The organism is Pseudomonas phenolilytica (assembly GCF_021432765.1).
GTDB lineage: Bacteria > Pseudomonadota > Gammaproteobacteria > Pseudomonadales > Pseudomonadaceae > Stutzerimonas > Stutzerimonas phenolilytica.
Genome location: NZ_CP058908.1, coordinates 3,103,627 through 3,124,854 on the forward strand (window position 1 = coordinate 3,103,627; position 21,228 = coordinate 3,124,854).

Here is a 21,228-nt window from a genome sequence, read left to right on the forward strand (position 1 = left end):
TGATTCTACTCACTGTGCAGAGCGGCATAAATCGACTCGGCAAGCTTTTTACTGATACCCGGCGCCTTGGCGATCTCGTCCAGGCTGGCACGGCACAGTTCCTGAAGACCACCGAAGTGCTTGAGCAGTTCGCGTCGCCGCTTCGGTCCGATGCCTGCCACGTCTTCCAGGCTCGATGTGCGCCGAGCCTTGCCGCGTCGCGCACGGTGGCCGGTAATGGCGAAACGGTGGGCCTCGTCCCGCACCTGCTGGATGAGATGCAGCGCCGGCGAGTCGGCCGGCAGCGTGAATTCGTGCGCCGCGTCGTTGAGATACAAGGTTTCCAGGCCGGGCTTGCGGGTGACGCCCTTGGCCACGCCGAGCAGGATCAACTCGGGCACCGCCAGCTCTTCCAGCACTTCGCGCGCCATGTTGAGCTGGCCCTTGCCACCGTCCACCAAGAGGATGTCGGGCAGCTTGCCCTCGCCTTCGGCCGCCTTGCGAAAACGCCGCGAGAGCGCCTGGTGCATCGCCGCATAATCGTCTCCAGCGGTGACGCCTTCGATGTTGTAGCGGCGGTAGTCCGACTTCAGCGGCCCCTCGGGGCCGAACACCACGCAGGACGCCACCGTTGCCTCGCCGCTGGAATGGCTGATATCGAAACATTCCAGGCGTGACGGCAATTCGTCGAGCTTCAGCGCCTCGGCCAGCGCTTCGAAACGCGCCGACAGGTGCTGGCGATTGGCGAGTCGTGCCGACAGCGCCTGCTCGGCATTGGTCAGCGCCAGCTGTTGCCAGCGGGCGCGCGTGCCGCGTACGCGATGCACGATGCTCAGCTCGCTGCCGCGCAATTCCGCGATCGCGCTGACCAGCGTGGGAAAGTCCTCATGCACGGCATTGACGATAAGCTCGCCCGGCAAGTCGCGCTCACTCGAGCCGAGGTAATACTGCTCGAGAAACGCCTGCAGCACGTCGCTGACGCTCTCCTCGATGGCAACCTGGGGGAAGAAATTCTTGCTGCCGAGCACCCGCCCGCCACGCACACTGATCAGATGCACGCATGCACCGCCCGGGCTTACGGCGGCGACGACGATATCGACGTTGCCATTGCCGCCTTCCATGCTCTGTTGGTCTTGAACGCGGCGCAGGATGCCGATCTGGTCGCGAATCTCGGCGGCGCGCTCGAACTCCAGGTTCATCGCCGCCTGCTCCATGTTGCGTGACAGCTCTTCGGCCAGCGCATTGCTGCGCCCTTCGAGGAACATCACCGAGTGACGCACATCCTCGGCGTACTCGGTCGGATCCACCAGCTTTACGCAGGGCGCCTTGCAGCGCTTGATCTGGTATTGCAGACAGGGCCGGGTGCGGTTGCGGAAATAGCTGTCCTCGCACTGGCGCACCAGGAAGGCCTTCTGCAGCAGCCCCAGGCTTTCGCGAATCGCGCCGGCGCTCGGATAGGGACCGAAATAGCGCCCTGGCTCCTTCTTCGCGCCGCGATGGATGCTCAGGCGCGGAAACTCACCGGCGGAAAGAAACACGTACGGATAGGATTTGTCGTCGCGCAGCAGGATGTTGTACGGCGGCCGCCACTGTTTGATAAGCGTCTGCTCGAGCAGCAGCGCCTCGGTCTCGTTCGCCGTGATGGTGGTTTCCACCTGGGCGATCTTTGCCACCAGCGCGGCGGTTTTCGGCGCTTGGCCGGTCTTGCGGAAATAGCTGGCCAGGCGCTTCTTGAGATTCTTTGCCTTGCCGACGTAGAGCAGTTTTTCGTCGGCATCGAACATCCGGTATACGCCGGGATGCCCGCTGCATGCCGCCAGGAAGGCGGATGAATCGAATCCGCTGGCCATCAGTTGATGGTGTCGACCATGCCGTGGCGTACGGCGAGCAGTGCCAGCTCGACATCACTGGTGATCGAGAGCTTCTCGAAGATCCGATAGCGGTAGGTGTTCACCGTTTTCGGCGACAGGCAGAGCTTGTCCGAGATCGCCTGGACCTTCTGGCAGTTGGCGATCATCAGCGCAATCTGGATTTCCCGCTCGGACAGCAGATCGAACGGCGAGCCGTTCTGCTGCGGCTGGAAGGACTTGAGCGCCAGCTGCTGGGCGATCTGCGGGCTGATGTAGCGCTGGCCGGCGAAAACCATGCGGATCGCACGAATCATCTCTTCCAGCGCAGCGCCCTTGGTCAGATACCCGGCCGCGCCGGCCTGCAACAAGCGTGTCGGAAACGGATCCTCTTCGCAGATCGTAACGGCGATGACCTTGAGATCCGGGTGGCTGCGCAGCAGTTTGCGAGTGGCTTCCAGGCCACCGATGCCGGGCATCTTGACGTCCATCAGAACCACGTCCGGCTTGAGTTCGCGAGTCTGCTTGATCGCCTCCTCGCCGCAGTCAGCCTGACCAACCACGTACAACCCGTCGATATCGGCCAGCATGCGGGTAATGCCCGTGCGAACCAGATCGTGGTCGTCTACCACCAGCACCCTAATCAACAGACACCTCGTCAATGCAATTCAAAGCTGGCTGGCTGCGCGCTTCGTGATAACGGCGAACTGTACCAAAGAAAATGCCAACCTCGCCTCATCCGAGGTGACGAAAAATCGTCGCAGGCACTCCGCCAAAATGGCTACGACCCGCGACGCAAAGCGTTTGGCGCCACCTGTCAGCCAGAACCTACAGCGCAATGCTTGTAAGCCATTGGCTATGGAGTGCAGACCATTCAGGGCCGCAACGCCAGTATTCGCCGTGCGCCCAGCGCGACCAGGATTCCGATCAGACTGCCAATCAGCAGGTCCGGGTAGCGCGATCCGCTCCAGGCGACCAGCGCTCCGGCCACGATCACACCGGCATTGATCAGCACATCGTTGGCGGAAAATATCCAGCTGGCACGCATATGCACGCCGCCTTCGCGATGTCGGTGAATCAGCAGCAGGCAGAGCACGTTGGCCAGCAAGGCGATGCTGGCGACGACCATCATCGACAGCGACTGCGGTTCGCTGCCGAAGACGAAGCGCCGCCCCACTTCGATCAGCAGCCCAATGGCAAGCAGCAACTGGAGCAGACCGGCGAGCCGCGCGGCGTTCATCTGCAGTTGGGCGCCACGGCCAACTGCATACAGCGCCACCCCGTAGACGGCGGCGTCGGCGAACATATCCAGCGAATCGCCGATCAGCCCGGCGGACTGGGCAATCAGTCCGGCGAACATCTCGGCCACGAACATGAAGGCATTGATCGCCAGCAGCAGCTTCAGGGTCCGCGCTTCGCCGGCCTCGTTCGCGCTGGCCGGCTGGGCATCGACCGACGCCGCGCGGGTTTCGAGCAGCGTCGCCCCCAACCCGAGATTACCCAGCCGCTCGGCAATCGGCTCGATGGAACCGTCATGCGCAACCCGCAGCTGCCGGGCGGGAAGATCGAATGTTAGGCCGCCTGCCGACACGTGACCGTCTAGGGCCATGCGGATGATCCGCTCCTCCGCCGGGCAATCCATCTTCGGCACGTTGAACAGGCTGACCCAGCGACCGCCGTCCGCAGGCACGTGCGCTACCTCAGAAGTCGACGCGCAACTGCAGCGGCCACCGCAGTCACTCATCGCGCCTGAATCAGCGCGGCGATTTCATCGGCCGTCAACACTTTGCCCGCCGACACGACTGTCTCATCGATGACCAGCGCCGGCGTGCTCATCACCCCGTAACGGGCAATTTCGCCGAAGTCGGTCACCTTGACCACCTCCGCCTCGCGCCCCAGCGCTGCCAGCGCCTGGCGCGTATTATCGGCCAGGGTCACGCACTTCCTGCAACCGGAACCCAGGATCTTGATCAGCATGGCGAAACTCCTATCTCAGATGAACAGGTAAGCAAATGCATTGAACAGGTAGCCGATCAGCATGATGCCCATCAGCACGATGGCAATGAACAGCGCCAGCAGCGGCGCCTTGACCACTTTTTTCAGCATGATCAGCGACGGCAGCGACAGCGCGGTGACCGACATCATGAACGCCAGTACGGTGCCCAGGCCAACGCCCTTGGCGACCAGCGCCTCGGCGATCGGCAGAGTGCCGAAGATGTCGGCGTACATCGGCGCGGCCACCAGCGTGGCCAGCGGCACCGACCACCAGTTGTCCTGGCCGATGACCTTTTCGATCAGACCCGCCGGAATCCAGTTGTGAATGGCAGCGCCGATGCCCACGCCGATCAGGATATACAGCCAAACCTTGCGGATGATCTCTCCCACCTGCTCGCGAGCGTAGGTCAGGCGGTCGCGCAGGGTGAGCTGTTCCTGTGGCAGGTCCAGGACCTTCTGTTGCGTGACGAAGGCCTCGACGTACTGCTCCATCCCAGCCTTGCCAATCAGCGTCCCGCCGATCACTGCCAGCACGATGCCCACTACCACGTAGGCCAGCGCAATCGACCAGTTGAAGATGCTGGCCAACAGGATCATCGACGCCAGATCGACCAGCGGCGAGGAGATCAGGAACGAGAAGGTCACCGCCAGCGGCAATCCCGAGCTGGTGAAGCCGATGAACAGCGGGATCGACGAGCAGGAGCAGAACGGCGTGACCGTTCCCAGCAATGCGCCAGCGAGGTTGGCCCGAAAGCCGTGCATGCGGCCAAGGATGCGCCGCGTGCGCTCCGGCGGGAAATAGCTCTGAATCCAGGAGAGGCCGAAGATCAGCACCGACAGCAGGATGAAGATCTTGATCACGTCATAGATGAAGAAATGCAGACTGCCGCCGATCCGGCTGGCCATGTCCAGGCCGAGTATGTCCTCCACCAGCAGCCGCACCAGAGACGCCAGCCAGTCCATGCGCAACAACTGGTCGTTCAGCCACTTGAAGATTTCCATGAGTCGTTCCTCAGCTGCGCGGCAAGGCGCGCTCGTACCAGGCGCGGCTGCTGTTGACCATGCGCACCAGCCAGAGCATCACCGGAACTTCGATCAGTACGCCGACCACCGTGGCCAACGCCGCGCCGGAATCGAAACCATAGAGGACGATGGCCACCGCCACCGCCAGCTCGAAGAAGTTGGAAGCGCCAATCATGGTCGCCGGACCAGCCACGTCGTGGCGAACCCTGAGACGGCGGCATAGCCAATAGCCGAGCGCGGCGATGAACAATGTCTGCAGCAGCAGCGGCACGGCAAGGATGCCGATCACCAGCGGCTGCGCGACGATGGTCTTGCCCTGGAAGGAGAACAACAGCACCAGCGTGGCCAACAGAGCGACGATGGAGAACGGTGAAACCTTCGCCAGCACCGCCTGGAAATGCGCCTCTCCGCGCTTCATCAGCCGCGCGCGCAGGAACTGGGCGATGACCAACGGGATGACGATGTACATCACCACCGAGAGCAGCAATGTATCCCACGGCACCGGAATGGATGTCACCCCGAGCAGCAACGCAACGATGGGAGCAAAAGCGAACACCATCACCAGGTCGTTGAGCGCCACCTGGGTGATAGTGAAGTTGGCGTTACCGTTGCACAAATAGCTCCAGACGAACACCATCGCCGTGCAGGGTGCGGCGCCGAGCAGGATCAGTCCGGCCATGTAACTGTCCAGCTCGTCGGCCGGCAGCCACTTGGCGAACAGCACCTTGATGAACAGCCAGCCGATCAGCGCCATGCTGAACGGCTTGACCCCCCAGTTGACGAACAACGTCACGGCCATGCCGGCCTTCTGCTCGCGGACCTCATGCAGCGCGCCGAAGTCGATCTTCATCAGCATCGGGACGATCATCACCCAGATCAGCACACCCACCGGGATGTTGACCTGCGCGATCTCCATGCCTCCCACAGCCTGCGCGGCCTCCGGCACGAGTAGCCCGAGCGCCGTGCCGAAGGCAATGCACAGGAATACCCACACCGTCAGGTAGCGCTCGAAGAAGCCCAGCGGAGCCGCCGCGGACCGCTTCATGGCGACCTCACATGCATTTGTCATTTGCTGTCCACCTTGATACACAAATTGACGATCACGATATTCGCTTTACCGTATATATTCAAAATAATATATTCAGCCATATACCAGTCTGACGAGGATCAACATGAGTCGGAGAAAACGTGTCCTGTTCCTCTGCGTGGCGAACTCCTCGCGCTCGCAAATGGCGGAAGCGTTGCTGCGCCACATCGACTCCGAGCACTTCGAGGCCGTCAGTGCTGGTACCGCTCCCACCCAAGTGGATCCCCGCACCCGCGAAGCACTGGAACACCTGGGCGTGTCAACCGAGGGGCTTGTCAGCAAGTCCATCGAGCAGGTTGCGGGCCAGCCTTTCGACTATGTGATCACCCTGTGTGATAAATCCGCGCTGGAGTGCCTGTCGCTTCCCGGTACCGGCGAGTACATCGCCTGGAACTTCGCCGATCCGGCGGCAAGTACGCAGCCGGATGCCTATCGCAGGACGCTGCAGGATATCCACGAACGGCTGAGGATGTTCGTGCTGATCACCAGCAAACCAACCCGTGCAGTCGCGCAGAGCGATTCGCTATCGCCCGTCGAGCTGTTCAAATGCCTGGCCGACGAAACCCGTACGCGTATCGCGCTGCTCGTCAGTCTGGAGCAGGAACTGTGCGTGTGCGAACTGACCGCGGCACTGGACCAGGTCCAGCCCAAGATTTCCCGCCACCTCGCGCTGCTGCGCAGCTGCGGCCTGCTGGAGGATCGGCGTAACGGCCAATGGGTGTACTACCGCCTGCATCCGCAACTGCCGGCATGGGTCACGGACATGCTCAAAGCGACCCTGGCGAACAACATCGAATGGCTGCGTCAGGACGTGCAACGCCTCTGGCAGATGCGCGACCGGCCTGGCCGCAAGCCCGCCTGCGACTGAAACGCGGCCTGCACCCACCTCTTTACCGGATGAAGCCCATGTCCAACGACCTGCCCAATATCGATGCCGAACTGCTCGACGCCCCCAGCATGGACAAGCTCGGCGTCATCGATGCGCCCACCACCCATTCGCCGCGCATCCTGTTGCTCTACGGCTCCAACCGCGAGCGCTCGTTCAGCCGGCTACTGACCCTGGAAGCCGCGCGCCTGCTCGAAAGCATGGGCGCCGAGACACGCATCTTCCACCCCGCCGGCCTGCCCCTGCCGGACGACGCACCGGATGACCATCCCAAGGTGCGGGAACTGCGCGAACTGATGCAGTGGTCCGAAGGCCAGGTGTGGTGCTCGCCGGAGCGCCATGGCGCGATGAGCGCGGTGTTCAAGGCGCAGATCGACTGGGTGCCGCTGACGCTCGGTGCGGTGCGCCCGACGCAGGGCAAGACCCTGGCACTGATGCAGGTCTGCGGCGGCTCGCAGTCATTCAACGCGGTCAACCAGATGCGCGTACTCGGACGCTGGATGCGCATGTTCACCATCCCCAACCAGTCTTCCGTAGCCAAGGCGTGGCAGGAGTTCGACGAGAATGACCGCATGAAGCCTTCGTCCTACTACGACCGCGTGGTCGACGTGATGGAAGAGCTGCTCAAGTTCACCCTGCTGCTGCGCGGGCAAGCCGAGTATCTGGTCGACCGCTATTCCGAACGCAAGGAATCGGCCGAAGAGCTGTCCCGCCGCGTCAACCAGCGCAGCATCTAACAGGCTATCAATCCGTCAGAGACTCGATCATGACCATCAAAGTAGGCATCAACGGCTTCGGCCGCATCGGACGCTTGGCCCTGCGCGCAGCATGGGGCTGGCCGGAGCTGGAGTTCGTGCAAGTCAACGATCCGGCCGGCGACGCCGCGACCCACGCCCACCTGCTCAACTTCGATTCCGTGCACGGTCGCTGGCAGCATGAGGCGCGCAGCGAAGGCGACTGCATCGTGATCGGCGGCAAGCGCATCCGGGTCAGCGCGAACAAAGCCATCGCCGACACCGACTGGAGCGGCTGCGATCTGGTGATCGAGGCCAGCGGCAAGATGAAGACGGTCGCGGTACTGCAGGGCTACCTCGACCAGGGCGTCAAGCGTGTGGTGGTCAGCGCGCCGGTCAAGGAACCAGGCGCACTGAACATCGTCATGGGCGTCAACGACCAGCTGTTCGACCCGACGCAACACCGCATCGTCACCGCCGCCTCCTGCACCACCAACTGCCTGGCACCGGTGGTCAAGGTCATCCACGAGTCGCTCGGCATCCGTCACGGCTCGATCACCACCATCCACGATCTGACCAACACGCAAAGCATCCTCGACCAGCCGCACAAGGACCTGCGCCGCGCCCGCGCTTCGGGCATGAGCCTGATCCCCACCACCACCGGCTCGGCCACGGCGATCGCGGAAATCTTTCCCGAGCTGCGCGGCAAGCTCAACGGCCACGCGGTGCGGGTGCCGCTGGCCAACGCCTCGTTGACCGACTGCGTGTTCGAGGTCGAGCGCGCCACCAGCGTCGAGGAAGTGAACCAGCTGCTCAAAGCTGCTGCCGATGGTCCGCTCCAGGGCATCCTCGGCTACGAGGAACGCCCGCTGGTTTCCATCGATTACCGCACCGACCCGCGTTCATCGATCATCGATGCGCTGTCGACCATGGTGGTCAACGGCACGCAGGTGAAGATCTACGCCTGGTACGACAACGAGTGGGGCTACGCCAATCGCACCGTGGAACTGGCGCGCAAGGTCGCTCTGGCCGGCTGAGGCCGGCCTTGCCGTTCAGGTGGAAGATCGCTGAGCGCGTTTTTTCCACCCTACGGTATCGATCGCGGATCGTAGGGTGGAAAACGGCCACCGGCCTTTTCCACCTGCTACCCATCACGCCGGCCTGGAACCGTTCATGCGCGCCCTCACCCGCCTCTCTCCCGAAATCCGCCAGTACCTACTGATCACCGGCAATTACTGGGCATTCACCCTCACCGATGGCGCGCTGCGCATGCTGGTGGTGCTGCATTTTCATGCGCTGGGCTATACGCCGCTGCAGATCGCGGCGTTGTTCTTGTTCTACGAAATCTTCGGGGTGGTGACCAATCTGGTGGGTGGCTATCTCGGCGCACGCCTGGGGCTCAATCGCACCATGAACATCGGCCTGGGCATGCAGGTGGCGGCGTTGCTGATGCTCACGGTGCCAGCCGCGCTGCTCACCGTACCCTGGGTGATGGCCGCGCAGGCGCTGTCCGGCATTGCCAAAGACCTCAACAAGATGAGCGCCAAGAGTTCGATCAAGCTGCTGGTGGCCGACGGACAGCAAGGCACGCTGTACAAGTGGGTGGCGATCCTCACCGGCTCGAAGAATGCGCTCAAGGGCGTCGGTTTCTTTCTTGGCGGCGCCCTGCTCGCCGTGCTCGGTTTCCAGGGCGCGCTGCTGGCGATGGCAGCCGTGCTGGCGCTGATCTGGTTCGCCAGCCTGGCGCTCCTGAAGCAGGACCTCGGCAAAGCCAAGGCCAAGCCGAAGTTTCGCGATCTGTTGTCCAAGAGCCGGGCGATCAACGTGCTGTCGGCCGCGCGGCTGTTCCTGTTCGGTGCGCGCGACGTGTGGTTCGTCGTTGCCCTGCCGGTCTATCTCGCCAGCGTGTTCGGTTGGGATGTCTGGCAGGTCGGCGGTTTCCTCGCCGTCTGGGTGATCGGCTACGGCGTGGTGCAGAGCCTTGCGCCTTACCTCACCGGCAAGCGCCGAGGTCAGGCACCGGGTGGCCGCGCCGCCTTTGCCTGGGCGGTGCCGCTCGCTGCGTTACCGGCAGCCATCGCGCTGGGCCTCGCCGGCGGTTGGCCAGCGCAGACCGTGCTGATCGTCGGCCTACTGGCATTCGGTGCCCTGTTCGCGGTGAATTCCGCGCTGCACAGTTACCTGATCGTCAGTTATGCCAAGGTTGACGGCGTGTCGCTGGACGTCGGCTTCTACTACATGTCCAACGCCCTCGGCCGGTTGCTCGGCACGCTGCTTTCCGGCTGGGTCTATCAGGCCTATGGACTCACGGCCTGCCTGTGGATTTCCAGTGCATTCGTCCTGTTCGCCGCGCTGGTTTCCCTCGGCCTGCCACGTCAGCACGCGTAGACGAGGCAGCGGACGAGCATCGCATGCCCGCCGCTGCCCCGCCGGACTAGCGGCGCGGGCGGCGCATCAACCGATAGGCCGCCGGCAACACGAACAGCGACAACAGCGGCGCGCTCAACATGCCACCGACCATCGGTGCGGCGATGCGGCTCATCACCTCGCTGCCGGTACCGGCACCGAGCAGGATCGGCAGCAAACCGGCGACGATCACCGCGACGGTCATCGCCTTGGGCCGCACACGTTGCACGGCGCCTTCGCGGATGGCCTCGCACAGCGCCGCCTCGTCATGCCGGTCGGCCTCCTGACGGTCGCTCCAGGCATGCTTGAGGTACAGCAGCATGATCACCCCGAACTCCGCCGCCACCCCGGCCAGGGCGATGAAGCCGACGCCGGTCGCCACCGACAGGTTGTAGCCCATCAGGTAGAGGAACCAGACGCCACCGGTCAGCGCGAACGGCAACGTGAGCATGATCAGCAGCGCCTCATCGATACGCCCGAAGGTCAGGTAGAGCAGCACGAAGATGATCAGCAGCGTCGCCGGTACCACCAGCTTGAGCCGCTCGTTGGCGCGTTCGAGGTACTCGAACTGGCCGGAGTAGCTCAGGCTCATGCCCGGTTGCAGTTCGACGCCGGCGCTCACCGCCTGCCGCAGGTCCGCCACCACCGAGGCGATGTCGCGCCCGCGCACATCGACGTACACCCAGCCGGACAGCCGCGCGTTCTCGCTGCGCAGCATCGGTGGGCCATCGCTGATACGCACCCGCGCCACGCTGCCGAGGGTGATCTGCGCGCCCTGTGGCGTAAGGATCGGCAACTGCTCCAGAGCCTGCGGCGAGTCGCGCCATTCACGCGGGTAACGCACGCTGATCGGGTAACGCGCCAGGCCTTCCACTGTTTCGCCGACGGTTTCGCCGCCGATGGCGCCGGCGACGATGGCCTGCACGTCAGCGATGTTCAGCCCGTAGCGCGCGGCGTCCTGACGGTCGATGTCGATATCGATGTAGCGCCCGCCGACCAATCGCTCAGCGAGCGCCGAACTGACGCCCGGCACTGTCTTGGCAATGGCTTCGACCTGCTGGCTGACCCGGTCGATTTCCTCCAGATTGGCGCCGGCGATCTTGACCCCGATGGGGCTCTTGATGCCGGTGGCAAGCATGTCGATGCGGTTGCGGATCGGGGGAATCCAGATATTGGTCAGTCCCGGCACCTGCACCGCGCGGTCCAGCTCCTCCACCAGTTTCTCCGGGGTCATGCCGGCGCGCCACTGCTCGCGCGGTTTGAACTGAATGGTGGTCTCGAACATTTCCAGCGGCGCCGGGTCGGTAGCCGACTCGGCGCGCCCGGCCTTGCCGAACACCGTGGCAACTTCCGGCACCGTGCGAATCATCCGGTCGGTCTGCTGCAACAGCTGCGCGGCCTTCTGCGCCGACAGCCCCGGCAGTGCCGACGGCATGTAGAGCAGGTCGCCCTCGTCCATCGGCGGGAGGAACTCGCCGCCCAGCCGAGTCATCGGCCACAGCGTGGTCGCCAGGATCAGCAGCGCGGCGACCAGGGTGGTTTTCGGATACTCCAGCACCGCGTCGAGCGCCGGCCGGTAAACCCGGATCAGTCCGCGGTTGAGCGGATTGCGCGTCTCATCCGGCAGCCGGCCGCGAATCCAGTAGCCCATCAGCACCGGCACCAGCGTCACCGAAAGCCCGGCAGCAGCAGCCATCGCGTAGGTCTTGGTAAACGCCAGCGGGCCGAACAGCCGGCCTTCCTGCGCTTCGAGGGTGAACACCGGTATGAATGACAGCGTGATGATCAGCAGGCAGAAGAACAGCGCCGGGCCGACCTCCTGCGCCGCCTCGGTCATCACCCGCCAGTGCTCCTCGCCTTCCAGTGTCCGGCCGGGATTGGCATGCCGCCAGGCCTCGGCCTTCTTGTGCGCGTTCTCGATCATCACCACCGCTGCATCGACCATCGCGCCGATGGCGATGGCAATGCCGCCCAGCGACATGATGTTGGCGTTGATGCCCTGGTAACGCATCACCGCAAAGGCCAGCAGCACGCCGATCGGCAGCGAGACAATGGCCACCAGCGATGAGCGCAGGTGCCAGAGGAACAGCCCGCAAACCAGTGCGACGACGATGAACTCCTCCAGTAGCTTGAAGCTCAGGTTGTGCACCGCGCGGTCGATCAGCTGGCTGCGGTCGTAGGTAGTGACGATCTCCACGCCCTGCGGCAGGCTCTTCTTCAACTCGTCGAGCTTGGCATGCACGGCCGCCAGGGTTTCCCGCGCGTTCTTGCCGCTGCGCAGGATGATCACGCCACCGACGGTTTCCCCTTCACCGTCCATTTCGGCGATGCCGCGGCGCATCTCCGGGCCGAGCTGAATGTGCGCGACATCGCCGAGCGTCACCGGCACCCCGGCGGCGCTGAGCTGCAACGGAATCTGGCGGAAGTCGTCGAGCGTCTGCAGGTAGCCCGAGGCGCGCACCATGTACTCGGTTTCCGCGAGTTCCAGCACCGCACCGCCGGTTTCCTGGTTGGCGCTGCCGATGGCCTCGGTCACCTGCGCCTGGGTTATGCCGAAGCTGGCCAGCTTCAGCGGGTCGAGCAGCACCTGGTATTGGCGGACCATGCCGCCGATGGTGGCGACCTCGGCGACGTTCGGCAGGGTGATCAGCTCGAACTTGAGGAACCAGTCCTGCAGGCTGCGCAGTTGCGCCAGGTCGTGCGTGCCGCTGCGGTCGACTAGCGCGTACTGGTAGATCCAGCCGACACCGGTCGCGTCCGGGCCCAGCGACGGTTTGGCGCCGTCCGGCAACCGGCTCTGCACCTGGCTCAGGTACTCCAGCACTCGTGAGCGCGCCCAGTACAGGTCGGTGCCATCCTCGAACAGCACGTAGACGAAGCTGTCGCCGAAGAACGAATAGCCGCGCACCGTCTTTGCCCCGGGCACCGAGAGCATGGTGGTGGTCAGCGGATAAGTGATCTGGTTCTCGACGATCTGCGGCGCCTGTCCCGGATACGGCGTGCGGATGATCACCTGCACGTCGGACAGGTCCGGCAGCGCGTCGATTGGCGTGGTGCGCAGCGACCAGATGCCCACCGCGGTCATCAGCAGCGTCGCCAGCAGTACCAGAAAGCGGTTGACCACCGACCAGCGAATCAGCGCGGCGATCATGGCAGCCGCTCCAGCTGCTCGATGACCAACCCGGCGCCAGTCTCGCGCACGGCGAAACGCACCCGGTCATCGACCTGCACCCCGTGCAGCAGATGAGCATCCTTCACCGCAAAGCGCATGGTCATGCCCGGCATGCCGAGGGTCTTGAATGGGCCGTGGGCGACCTTCACGCCCTGCGCGGTGAGCTCGACGATGCGTCCTTCGGCCTCGTGCAACGCTGCGACGATCGGCGTCTGGGCCGCATGCATCGGCATAGCAGGCTCATGCATCGCGTGTGTGGAAGGCTCGACTGGTGCGGAATCGGCATGTTCATGTGCCGCTGCCGGCTGCTCGGCAACGGCAGTGATGCCGCGCAGGCTGGCCTCAGAATCGAGCAGGAACTGCCCGGACGCGACCACCTGCTGGCCCTCCTCCAGCCCCTGCAGGATGGCAGTCTGGCTGCCGCTGTCGACACCGAGCTGCACCTCCACCGGGCGATAGCGGCCACCGGCTTCGGCGAGCATAACCAGCGCGCGCTTGCCGGTGCGGATCACCGCCTCGCTGGGGATCAGCAGTGCACTCTGCGCGCCCTGCTCGGCCAGTTCGACTCGCGCGCTAAGGCCTGGGCGCAACCGACCTCCGGCGTTGGGCAGTTCCACCCGTACACGCAGGGTGCGGCTGGCCGCCGTGGCCTCGGGCAGCACCGCCGTTACCGTGCCGGCGATTGGCTCACCGGGCAGCGCCGGCAAATGCGCCGTCGCCGCCTGCCCCGTGCGAATGCCGCCGGCCTGCGCCTCAGGCACCGCAACCTCGAGCCAGACGCTGTCCAGCCCGTTGATTCGCGCCAGCGGCGCGCCGGCGCCGACGTTCATGCCTTCGCGCACGTCCAGTTCCTGCAGCACACCGCCGATGGGCGCACGCACGGTCTGCAGTGCCTGCACCCGGCCGGAGCGCTCCAGCTGGCGGATCGCTTCGGCCGGCATGCCGACCAGCCGCAGGCGTTGGCGCGCACCGTCCAGCAGCGCGCGTTCGCCGCTGCGGCGCAACGCGAGAAATTCCTCTTGCGCCGCCACCCATTCGGGTATCAGCAGGTCCACCAGCGGCGCGCCGGCCGTGAGCACATCGCCCGGCGCTAGCCGGTAGACGCGCTCGACGAAGCCTGCCGCGCGCGCCTGCACCACCGCCACGTCACGATCATTGAGGCCCAGCACCCCGACGGCCTCGATGTTGCGCGCCGGCTCGCCGCGGCTGACCGTGGCCAGACGCACGCCGAGGTTGTGGGTGATGTCGGCGTCGATACGCACCGCTGGCGCGCCGGCGGCGTCTGCCTCGTCGGCGTAACGTGGCACCAGGTCCATGTCCATGAACGGTGATTTACCCGGCTGGTCGAAGCGTTGCTGCGGCACCATCGGGTCGTACCAATAGAGCACCTTGCGCTCGCTGGCGGCACTGGTGGTTAGATCCTGCGGCGCGGCATGCGGCTGGCGCGAGGCCAACCAGTAGCCACCAGCCAGCCCCAGCGCGGTGGTGACGGCGATCAGTACGCCGGTCTTGAGAACGGTCTGGCTCATTGCGCATCTCCATAGGCGAAGTACAGGCGGCTGGCAGCGATGGCCTGCAGGCCATCGAGGTCGATTTCCTTCAGACGCGTTTCGATCAGTTCACGACGCGCCGTCAGCAGCGCCTCCAGCTCGCCCCGGCCGGCACGGTAGTCGGCCAGGCTGAGCTCGCTACGCTCGCGCGCCAACGGCAGCAGCACCTCGCGGGTGCGCGTCAGAGCGCGTTGCAGGCGGTCGAGCTCGGCCAGTTCATTGTCCAGTTGCTCGGCGAACTGCCGCTCCAGCGCCTCGCGCTCGGCTTCCAGCTGGTTGAGTTCGGCGTGCCGGGCGGCGATGCGCGGGTTCTGCCGCGTGCTGGTGAACAGTGGCAGGTCGAAGCTGACCTGCAGGTTGACCATGTCGCCGAATTCCTGGCCGCGGCGCAGATAGTCCACTTCCCAGCTCCAGTCGGGTTTCTTCTCCGCGGTCGCCTCGCGGATACGCGCTTGCGCCTGCTGCGTCATCGGCGTGTAAGCCTGCAGTTGCGGATGCCGGTGCAGCTCGCGCTGCAGCGCCGGGGCGTCGAGCGGCCAGTGCGGCACGCTGCCCTCCAGCGGTTCGCTGGCGGCTTCGCCGATCCAGCGGGCGAGCGCGGCGCGGGCCTGCCGACGCTGGCGTTGCAGCTCGTCGGCGCGCTCGTCGAGCAAGGCCGCTTCCTGGCGCGGTAGCACGCTGTCGGCGGCCTGTCCGCGTCCGCCGGCAATCCGCGCCCGCACGGTTTCGCTGAGCAGGCGATTCTCGGCGTAGAGCGCGTCGAAGGTCGCCAGCTTGCGCTCGATGGTGTGACTGGCGATCCACGCCTGAGCAGTGGCCTGGCGCACGTTCAGTGCCTCGACCACGCGCTCGGCAGCGGCACGCTGGATAGCGGCATTCGCCACCTCGACCCGGGCACGGCGCTTGTCGCGGTTGGGCACGTCCTGCATCAGACCGACCATGCTCATGGTCATGCCGTCGCGGTCCAGGCTCCAGCGGTCGTTGCCCTCGATCGGCACGCTCTGTACGCCGAGCAACAGTTTCGGGTCGGGCAGTTCGCCGGCAGGTACGGCGTCGCTACGAGCGGCCTGCAGTTTGGCCGCTTCGGCCTGTAGGGACGGCGCCTGTTGCTGGGCCAGCGTTTGGGCCTCGTCGAAGCTCAGCGCGCTGGCGGCAGCCGGCAACGCCAGAACGCACGCGGCCACAGCGGCGCGCACGCGAATGTCTCGCATCAATCGGGATTGCATCTGCGGATTCCTCAAATCCTGCGTGCCGGACGGGCACGCGCGAGGCCAGTCGCCAGGCGACGGACCAGTCAGCTCGGATGGGGAATCACGCGCACGGGGGGCGCCAGACGTCGGCGCCGTTACGCGGAGGAATGAAGTCGGGAAGGTAGACGATCAGCCGGGATGACGGCGCATCGACGTCCGCGCGCGGTACGTCGAACTGCAACAGGCAGCCGGTCTTGCACTGATGGCCGCTCTTGCACTGCGGATTGCCGTCGTGCCCGTGGTCGCCATGCTGGCCGGCGTGCGGGTCCGACACGTGCTGCATAGCGCCATGTTGCGTGTCTGCCAGTTGCATCGTGCAAGGCTGCGCCATGCGCTCAGCCGCGACCAGTCCGTTGACGGGAAGCGCGAGGCTGATCAGCAGTAGCAGGCACAGCGACAGACAGGTTTTCATGGCGGCCAGTGTAGCGGCGGACGGGCTAACAAGAACTTGATCGAGATCGCCTTCAGGCACCGTCCGCGGACGGTCGTTCGCCGAGCAGGTGGCTGAGCACGGAGCGCATCTTGCCGGCCTTGACGGGCTTGTTCAACACCGGCACGCCAAGCCCCTGCAGCTGTTTGCGGCACTCGTCGCTGCGGTCGGCGGTAATCATCACCAGCGGAATCGCCGCGTTGAAGTGCAGGCGCAGCGCCTGCACCACTTCCCAGCCGGTGACCCCGAGGTCCAGGTGATAGTCGGCAAGGATCAGCTCCGGCGCGTGCCCTTGCAGCACTTCCAGGGCGCTGGCTTCGTCGGTTGCGGTGAGCGCTTCGCAGCCCCACTGGCCGAGCAGCGCGGCCATGCTGTGGAGGATGCTGAGCTCGTTGTCGAGCACAAGCAGGCGCCGCCCCGGCAGCGGATTACCCAGCTGCGGCAGGCCGCCCAGCACCTCGCTCGTGCGCGCCGGCAACGCCTCGGCCAGCGGCACCTCGATACTGAAGACCGAGCCGCGACCCGGTTGTGAGCGCACCTGGATGCGGTAGTCGAGCATCTTGGCAATACGATCGACGATCGCCAGGCCCAGGCCGACGCCGCGCCGCTCGGCGGCACGCTCGACGTTGAGTTGGTTGAATTCGAGGAAGACCGACTGTATCTGCTCGGCGGGAATACCGCGCCCGGTGTCCCAGACCTCGATGCGCAGCGCAGCGCCGCGCTTGCGTGCACCGAGCAGCACCCGGCCGTGTTCGGTGTAGCGACAGGCGTTGCTGAGGAAGTTGCGCAGGATGCGCGTCAGCAGACGGAAATCGCTTTGGATTGCGTACGCCGGAATGAAATGCGCCAACTGCAGGCCAGCCGCCGCGGCGACCGGCTGGAATTCGGAAACCAGCGGCAACAACACCTCGTCCAGGCGATAAGTGTCGATATCCGGCTTGATCGCGCTCTGATCGAGCTTGGAAATATCCAAGAGATCGGTGAGCAGGTCTTCGGCACCTTCCAGCGCCTGATGTGCGCGCTCGACGAGGTTGAGTTCCTCGCCGGGCAACTTGCGCTCGCGCAGGGTCGAGATCAGCAGGCGCGCGGCATTCAGCGGTTGCAGCAGGTCATGGCTGGCGGCGGCCAGGTACTTGTCCTTGCTCAAGTTGGCGGCTTCGGCGGCATCGCGCGCAGCGCGCAGCTCGCAGGTACGCTCGGCGACGCGCTGTTCGAGCTGCTCGTTGAGCTGCAGCAAGCGCAGCTGGGCGAGCTTGCGCTCGGTGATGTCGGCGACGAAGCCTTCCACCAGGCCATCTTCGTCGGGCTTGAGCAGCAGGTTCATGAGCACGTAGATGGCGCTGCCATCCCGACGCCGCAATCGCGTTTCATAGCCGAACAGACCGTGCTGCTGGCTCAGCGTGTAGCGAATCTGCCGCAGCTCATCCTCGCCACCGATGAACAGGTGATGCGAAAGATCGGTCAGCGCCCACAGCGCTTCTTCCGGGGTCTCGTACCCCAGCATCCGCGCCAGCGCCGGGTTCGCCGCGCGAATGCCCTCCTGCAGGCTGGCCTGGAAAATGCCATGCACGGCGTGCTCGAACAGCCATTTGTAGCGATTGCGCTCGGCTTCCAGCTCTTCCAGACGCGCCAGCAGCTCCGGGTAATGGCTCTTGCGCGCCGAATGGCTGCCGAAGCCGAGCAGCTGGGTCAGCGCCCGCTGCTGCTCGTCAGAGGGCTTCGGCATAGACGACCTCGACGTCCCTCTGTGTCGACGAGCGCGGATTGGTGAGGATGCATGGGTCCTGCATCGCATGGTGGGAAAGGAACGGAATGTCGGTCAGCCGCACGCCGTGCAGCCCAAGGCTTTCGTTGAAGCCGATCGCCTGCTTGAGGCTGATCAGGTGGCTGACCAGCCGCTCGCGCACCTGCCGGTGGTTCAGCCCGCGAGTGTCGATGCCCAGCGTCTGCGCGACCACCTTAAAGCGGTCCGGCGCGGCGTCGTAGTTGAACGCGACCACATGCTCGACCAGCACTGCGTTACACAGGCCATGGGGCAGATCCAGATAACCGCCGAGGCTGTGCGACATGGCGTGCACTGCGCCGAGAATGGCGTTGGAGAACGCCAGGCCCGCCTGCATGCTGCCGAGCATGATCTGCTCGCGCAGTGCCAGGTCGGCCGGGTTGCTGATCATCTGCACCAGATTGCCGTTGATCAGGCGCATCGCCTCCAGCGCGTGCGGATCGGTCAGCGGGCCGTGCCCGGTGGAGACGAACGCCTCGATGGCATGCACCAGCGCGTCGATACCGGTACAGGCGGAGAGGAACGGGTCCATGCTCAGGGTGGTTTCCGGGTCGATCAGCGAGACGTCCGGCACGGCGGCCTTGCTGACGATGGAAAACTTCATCCGCTCATCCTGATTGGAGATGATCACGAACTGCGAGACGTCCGCCGAAGTGCCAGCAGTGGTGGGAATCAGGATCAGCGGCGGACTGGGAATCCGCAGGGTGTCCACGCCTTCGAACTCGATGATGTGGCGGCCGTGAGCGACGACGATGCCGATGCCCTTGGCGCAATCCATCGGGCTACCGCCACCGACGGCGACGATCACGTTGCAGCCCTGGTTACGGTAGGCCTCGGCGCCGAGCATCACCTCCTCGCAACGGGGGTTCGGCGACACCTCGGTAAACAGGTGGTGCTCGACGCCCTGGCGCTCCAGGCTGGCCTGCACGTCGGCCACCCAGCCCGCGGCGACCACGCCGGGGTCGGACACCAGCAACACTTTGCGCGCGCCGAAGTTGCTCGCGCAGGTACCGACGCTGTGCCGACAGCCGGCGCCGAAGACAATTTCAGGGGATACGAATTTACGCTGAAGGCTGATATTCGGGCTCATGACTGCGGCCTTTTTATTTTTTGTTACAACGGCGCAAGCCTACTGCATTACTCAGCTAAAGCAATCCACCGAAAGGCGACCGGCCGTCGCCGGCCCGCGCCTACAACAGCCGCTGGTAAAAGCGCCATTCACCAGTCAGCGCATCAGCCAAATGGCGCGCTTGGCGAAAGCCGTGCCTCTCCTCGGGATAGAGCCGGTACTCGACCGGAACGCCGCGTGCACGCAGTGCCGCTACCATCGACTCGGTCTGGCCGGGCAGCACCACGGCATCGCGGCCGCCCTGGAAGAAGATCACCGGCGCCTCGATCCGTCCCGCATTGTGCAACGGCGCGCGCTGCTGGAAGCGCTGCGGCACCTGGTACGGGTCGCCGATCAGCCAGTCCAGATAGTCGCCCTCGAACTTGTGGGTGCCGCGCCGCAGCGCCAGCGGGTCGCTGACGCCGTACAGGCTGGCGCCGCCGCGCCAGCGCGAATCGGCGGCCAGGGCGCAGAGTGCGGTATAGCCGCCAGCGCTTGACCCGCGGATGAAGGCCCGCGTGGCGTCGATCCAGCCGCGCCTGGCCAGCGCATCGACCACCTGGCATGCATCCTCGACATCCAGCACGCCCCACTGCTCGCGCAGCCGCATCCGATAGGCGCGACCGAAGCCGCTGCTGCCACGATAGTTGACGTCGACCACGGCAAAACCGCGCTGCGTCCAGAACTGGATACGCGGATCGAAGACCGGGTAGCACGCCGACGTCGGCCCGCCGTGAACGAATACCAGCAGCGGCGGCCGCACGCCGTCCGGCCCGATGCAGTGCGCGTTGCACGGCGGATAGAAGAACGCATGTGCGCGTTCGCTGGCGGCGGCTCCGGTGGCAAAGTACAGGCTCTGCGGACGCGCAAGCTCATCGTCGGGCAGCGGTCGTACGCCGCCGGCGAGTATCCGCACGCTGCCGCTGTCTCGCGCAATCGCCAGCACCGCCGGGGTGTGCGCGGGCGATCCGACGATGCAGTAGAAGTGGTGGTCGTCGGCGGTTAGCTGGCGGCAGCGCGAGAAATCGTTGGCCAGTTGCCGCACCCTGCCCGTGTCGGCGTACTCGAACAACAGGCCCTGACCATCGCTCATGCGGGTCAGCAGCATGCCGCCGTTAGCCAGCGGCAGGTAGCTGCAGGTCGCCAGTTCCCAGGGCGCCGGCGCGCAGTCGACATCCGCCGCCATATCCAGTTCGAGGGGCTGCAGGCGCCCCGCCCGCTCGCGCCAGGGTTGCCAGCCGCCTGCGCGGTCGGACAGACAATACAGCTCGCCGAGGGCGCAGAAGCGCGGTTGCTGCAACGCTTCCTCACCCTCAGTCCCAGCTACGCAATGGGGCGCGCCCCAGACGCCGTCGGCACCGCGCTCCGCGAGCCAAAGGCTGGTGAACGTCCAGGGCTGCTCGGGGCGGCTCCACTGGATCCAGGCCAATCGGTCGCCCTGGCGGTTCGTCACAGGCGAGGAGTAGAAATCCGCGCCCTCGGCCACAACCCTCCGTGCGCCATCGGCCAGATCAATGCTGACGATGCGATGCCGCACGGGCTGTTGTGCGTGGTCCTCCTCTACCGCCAGGATCGCAGCGCTACAGCTATCGAAGTGCAGCGCGCCATAGCGACCGGCGCCGTTGGCGGTCAGCGGCGTTGGCGGGCTGGGGCTACCCTCCGCCGTCAAGGTCTGCAGGTGAATCTGCTGGTCAGCCTCGTTGACGAACGCTATGCCCTGCGCGGTCAGGCAGAAGGCGCCGCCGCCGTATTCGTAGACCCGGCTGCGCAGCGAGTAGCCGGCCGGCGTCAGGCAGCGTGCACCGCCATCGCGCCAGTACCACAGGCTGCAGCGTGCCTCGCCGGGGTCGTAGGCGATCCAGAACAGCCCGTTATGCCCGGCGCGCAGCTCGGTGAAATCGCCGCAGGCCGCGGCGGCGCTTTCGGCGCTCCAGTCGCTGGGCCAGAAGCCATAGGGAACCGTCGCACGCTCACTCAT

The 21,228-nt window shown here is 65.2% G+C and carries 17 protein-coding genes; 4 read left to right on the forward strand and 13 right to left on the reverse strand.

What is annotated here, in order from left to right; genetic code table 11:
• Nucleotides 1-5 precede the first annotated feature (5 nt).
• The 6 genes from uvrC to arsB form a co-directional block, all read right to left on the reverse strand.
• The gene (gene uvrC, locus HU825_RS14880) at nucleotides 6-1,829 is read right to left on the reverse strand and encodes an excinuclease ABC subunit UvrC (RefSeq protein WP_234302362.1); all 1,824 of its coding nucleotides are present in this window, start codon (nucleotides 1,827-1,829) and stop codon (nucleotides 6-8) included.
• On the reverse strand, nucleotides 1,829-2,473 hold the full coding sequence (gene gacA, locus HU825_RS14885; RefSeq protein WP_008567755.1) for a response regulator transcription factor GacA: 645 nt from the start codon (nucleotides 2,471-2,473) through the stop codon (nucleotides 1,829-1,831). Before gacA ends, uvrC begins: the two co-directional genes overlap by 1 nt.
• A gap of 227 nt (nucleotides 2,474-2,700) precedes the next feature.
• Nucleotides 2,701-3,570, reverse strand: coding sequence for a cation efflux transmembrane domain-containing protein (locus HU825_RS14890; RefSeq protein WP_207619041.1), 870 nt, complete (start codon nucleotides 3,568-3,570; stop codon nucleotides 2,701-2,703).
• Nucleotides 3,567-3,803: a thioredoxin family protein gene (locus HU825_RS14895; RefSeq protein WP_213663369.1), complete on the reverse strand. Its 237-nt coding sequence runs from the start codon at nucleotides 3,801-3,803 to the stop codon at nucleotides 3,567-3,569. The genes HU825_RS14890 and HU825_RS14895 overlap by 4 nt, the downstream gene beginning before the upstream one ends.
• A 15-nt stretch (nucleotides 3,804-3,818) precedes the next feature.
• Nucleotides 3,819-4,823 carry a permease gene (locus HU825_RS14900; RefSeq protein WP_234302363.1) on the reverse strand — a complete coding sequence of 335 codons (1,005 nt, stop codon included), beginning with the start codon at nucleotides 4,821-4,823 and terminating at the stop codon, nucleotides 3,819-3,821.
• A gap of 10 nt (nucleotides 4,824-4,833) precedes the next feature.
• Complete coding sequence (gene arsB, locus HU825_RS14905; RefSeq protein WP_177325135.1) at nucleotides 4,834-5,913, reverse strand: ACR3 family arsenite efflux transporter; 1,080 nt, start codon at nucleotides 5,911-5,913, stop codon at nucleotides 4,834-4,836.
• Nucleotides 5,914-6,016: 103 nt separating this feature from the next.
• On the opposite strand from arsB, the gene HU825_RS18790 reads away from it, so the two are divergent.
• The 4 genes from HU825_RS18790 (at nucleotide 6,017) to arsJ (ending at nucleotide 9,939) form a co-directional block, all read left to right on the forward strand.
• Nucleotides 6,017-6,799 (forward strand): metalloregulator ArsR/SmtB family transcription factor, encoded by a 783-nt coding sequence (locus HU825_RS18790; RefSeq protein WP_284692196.1) that lies wholly within the window; start codon nucleotides 6,017-6,019, stop codon nucleotides 6,797-6,799.
• A gap of 38 nt (nucleotides 6,800-6,837) precedes the next feature.
• Nucleotides 6,838-7,554 (forward strand): arsenical resistance protein ArsH, encoded by a 717-nt coding sequence (gene arsH / locus HU825_RS14920; protein WP_234302364.1) that lies wholly within the window; start codon nucleotides 6,838-6,840, stop codon nucleotides 7,552-7,554.
• 29 nt (nucleotides 7,555-7,583) lie between these two features.
• Nucleotides 7,584-8,588: an ArsJ-associated glyceraldehyde-3-phosphate dehydrogenase gene (locus HU825_RS14925; protein WP_234302365.1), complete on the forward strand. Its 1,005-nt coding sequence runs from the start codon at nucleotides 7,584-7,586 to the stop codon at nucleotides 8,586-8,588.
• Between the two features lie 136 nt (nucleotides 8,589-8,724).
• Nucleotides 8,725-9,939 carry an organoarsenical effux MFS transporter ArsJ gene (gene arsJ, locus HU825_RS14930; RefSeq protein WP_234302366.1) on the forward strand — a complete coding sequence of 405 codons (1,215 nt, stop codon included), beginning with the start codon at nucleotides 8,725-8,727 and terminating at the stop codon, nucleotides 9,937-9,939.
• 46 nt (nucleotides 9,940-9,985) lie between these two features.
• Here arsJ and HU825_RS14935 read toward each other — a convergent pair whose 3' ends face one another.
• The 7 genes from HU825_RS14935 to HU825_RS14965 all read right to left on the reverse strand — a co-directional run bounded on the left by HU825_RS14935 (nucleotide 9,986) and on the right by HU825_RS14965 (nucleotide 21,228).
• Entirely contained in the window at nucleotides 9,986-13,108 is a 3,123-nt protein-coding gene (locus tag HU825_RS14935; protein WP_234302367.1) for an efflux RND transporter permease subunit, read from the reverse strand.
• Nucleotides 13,105-14,658 carry an efflux RND transporter periplasmic adaptor subunit gene (locus HU825_RS14940; RefSeq protein WP_234302368.1) on the reverse strand — a complete coding sequence of 518 codons (1,554 nt, stop codon included), beginning with the start codon at nucleotides 14,656-14,658 and terminating at the stop codon, nucleotides 13,105-13,107. Before HU825_RS14940 ends, HU825_RS14935 begins: the two co-directional genes overlap by 4 nt.
• Complete coding sequence (locus tag HU825_RS14945) at nucleotides 14,655-15,905, reverse strand: TolC family protein (protein WP_431978435.1); 1,251 nt, start codon at nucleotides 15,903-15,905, stop codon at nucleotides 14,655-14,657. Before HU825_RS14945 ends, HU825_RS14940 begins: the two co-directional genes overlap by 4 nt.
• Before the next feature lie 85 nt (nucleotides 15,906-15,990).
• Nucleotides 15,991-16,401 carry a hypothetical protein gene (locus HU825_RS14950; protein ID WP_223250056.1) on the reverse strand — a complete coding sequence of 137 codons (411 nt, stop codon included), beginning with the start codon at nucleotides 16,399-16,401 and terminating at the stop codon, nucleotides 15,991-15,993.
• On the reverse strand, nucleotides 16,394-18,085 hold the full coding sequence (locus HU825_RS14955; protein ID WP_234302369.1) for a hybrid sensor histidine kinase/response regulator: 1,692 nt from the start codon (nucleotides 18,083-18,085) through the stop codon (nucleotides 16,394-16,396). The genes HU825_RS14950 and HU825_RS14955 overlap by 8 nt, the downstream gene beginning before the upstream one ends.
• Entirely contained in the window at nucleotides 18,069-19,232 is a 1,164-nt protein-coding gene (ercA, locus tag HU825_RS14960) for an alcohol dehydrogenase-like regulatory protein ErcA (protein ID WP_043295524.1), read from the reverse strand. The genes HU825_RS14955 and ercA overlap by 17 nt, the downstream gene beginning before the upstream one ends.
• Nucleotides 19,233-19,332: 100 nt before the next feature.
• Nucleotides 19,333-21,228, reverse strand: a complete 1,896-nt coding sequence (locus HU825_RS14965) for an alpha/beta hydrolase family protein (protein ID WP_234302370.1) — start codon at nucleotides 21,226-21,228, stop codon at nucleotides 19,333-19,335.